We start from the raw sequence: 2,237 nt of genomic DNA on the forward strand, positions 1-2,237 counted from the left end.
AATCGCTTCGTCCGGTGGGCACTCTGCGAATCATGACGAGCGTCGAGCAGCGCCCGCCGGTCACGGGTTGGCTGGCGTACTGGCGGCTGCCCCGAAGCGAGCGCCGCGTCGTGCGTCTGATCGAGACGAGCTGCCGCGCGATCGGCGACGCGCGGCTCGACTCCATCGCCCTCATCCGCCTGCGCCGGGCCGCCCGCCGCGAGCGCCTGCTCGGCCGCCTCGCCCGTCGAGGCGCGAACGCCGCGCCGGCCGCCGACCGGCTGGCTCGCCTGTGCAGCACCCTGCGCCACCCGAGCCGGACGGGCGGCTGCCGCGGGAACCGCCCGGCCGCGCGCACCCGTCCCCGGACGTCCTGAGGGAACTCCGGCAGCATGTCCTGGATCACGTCCTGGATCACGTCCTGGATCACGTCCTGGATCACGCTGAACCGCCGCGCTGCCGAACCGGACACCACGCGTTCCTAGACTGACGGCGTGCCAGCCGCTGTGCCAGCCGGGGTGCCCGCGCTCGAGGTCGTCGACCTCGTCAAGAGCTACGGCGCGCGCCGGGCGGTCGACGGCATCTCCCTCACGCTGCCGGCCGGTCAGGTCCTGGCCCTGCTCGGCCCCAACGGCGCCGGCAAGACGACCACGATCGAGATCTGCGAGGGTTTTCGTCGCGCCGATGCGGGGACGGTCCGGGTGCTGGGCCGGGCACCGGACGACCCGGAGCTCCGGCCTCGGCTCGGCGTCATGCTGCAGGACGGCGTCGGCGGCTACACCGCAGCGACGGCGATCGAACTGCTGCGGTTGTTCGCGACGTACGCGGCGCAGCCGCAGGAGCCGGAAGCGCTCCTGCAGGCGGTCGGCCTCACCGAGGTGGCCGGGACGACGGTGAAGCGGCTCTCCGGCGGGCAGCAACAGCGGCTCTCGCTCGCTCTCGCGCTCGTCGGTCGGCCCGAGCTCGTCTTCCTGGACGAGCCGACCTCAGGCATGGATCCGCAGGCGCGACGCGGCACCTGGGAGCTCGTCCGGGCGATGCGGGCCGACGGCGTAAGCGTCGTGCTCACCACCCATTTCCTGGACGAGGCGGAGCAACTCGCCGACCAGGTGGTCGTGATGGACGGCGGCCGGGTCGTCGCCGCCGGCACGCCGAGCGAACTGACGCGCGCCGGCGCGGAGGGACAGCTGCGCTTCCGTACCGTCCCTGCCCTACCCCTGGAGTCGCTGCTCGCGGCGCTGCCCGGCGGGTCGCAGGCCTGCGAGAAGGAGCCCGGCCGGTACGTCGTCACCGGCGACGTCACGCCCGACCTCCTCGCCACCCTGACGGCGTGGTGCGCGGCGCAGGGCGTCCTCGCCGAGGAGTTGGCGGTCGAACGCCGCTCGCTCGAGGACGTCTTCCTCGAGCTGACCGGCCGGGAGCTGCGGGCATGACGCAACTCGACTTCACGCCGCGGCCGGCCGCGGCGCCGCGCGGACGGATGCTCGCCGCGCAGACGGCGATGGAGTTCAAACTGTTGCTCCGCAACGGCGAGCAGGTGTTGCTCAGCCTGCTCATCCCGTTGCTGCTGATGTTCTTCTTCAACCTGCCGCTGCTGTACTCGCTCGGCACGCCGCGGCGCATCGACTTCGTGGTGCCGAGCATCATCACGCTGGCCGTCATGTCGGCCGCGTTCACCGGGCTGGCGATCGGCACCGGCTTCGAGCGCAAGTACGCGGTGCTCAAGCGGCTCGGGGCGACGGCCCTGCCCCGCAGCGTCCTCGTGGCCGGCAAGACGCTCGCCGTGCTGCTGCTCGAAGTCGTGCAGATCGCGCTGATTGCGGCGTTCGGGTTCGCCCTCGCGTGGCACCCGCACGGCGACCCGGCGCTGGCGCTGTTGCTCGTCGTGCTGGGCACGCTGGCCTTCGGCGGACTCGGGCTGCTGGTGGCCGGCACGCTGCGGGCCGAGGTCACGCTCGCCGCCGCGAACCTGATCTGGCTGGTGCTGATGTTCGCCGGCGGGATCGCGATCCCGCTCGACAAGTTCGGCACCGCCGGGCAGGACGTCCTGCGCTACCTGCCCTCGGCCGCCCTCTCGGACGGTCTGCACGCCGTGCTCCAGCACGGGGCGGGGTTGCCGGCGCGCGACCTGTTGACCTTGGTGGTGTGGGCGGCGGTCGCCGTCCCGGCGGCGGCGCGGTGGTTCCGGTGGGAGTGACGACGACGGCGCCGGCCCGCGCCGTCGCGCCACTCGACCGGATGCTGCACTCGCCCGTGCT

Annotated in this window: 3 protein-coding genes; all 3 read left to right on the forward strand. The window is 73.1% G+C overall.

Annotated elements, in window-relative coordinates; genetic code table 11:
* Window positions 1-32: 32 nt before the first annotated feature.
* The 3 genes from JF597_RS53480 (at window position 33) to JF597_RS53490 (ending at window position 2,176) form a co-directional block, all read left to right on the forward strand.
* On the forward strand, window positions 33-356 hold the full coding sequence (locus JF597_RS53480; protein WP_294014281.1) for a hypothetical protein: 324 nt from the start codon (window positions 33-35) through the stop codon (window positions 354-356).
* Between the two features lie 117 nt (window positions 357-473).
* Window positions 474-1,412, forward strand: coding sequence for an ABC transporter ATP-binding protein (locus JF597_RS53485; protein WP_294014282.1), 939 nt, complete (start codon window positions 474-476; stop codon window positions 1,410-1,412).
* A complete protein-coding gene (locus JF597_RS53490) occupies window positions 1,409-2,176 on the forward strand; it encodes an ABC transporter permease (protein WP_294014284.1) in 768 nt (255 codons plus the stop codon). The genes JF597_RS53485 and JF597_RS53490 overlap by 4 nt, the downstream gene beginning before the upstream one ends.
* Window positions 2,177-2,237 lie beyond the last annotated feature (61 nt).

The organism is Streptomyces sp. (assembly GCF_019510245.1).
GTDB lineage: Bacteria > Actinomycetota > Actinomycetes > Streptomycetales > Streptomycetaceae > Streptomyces.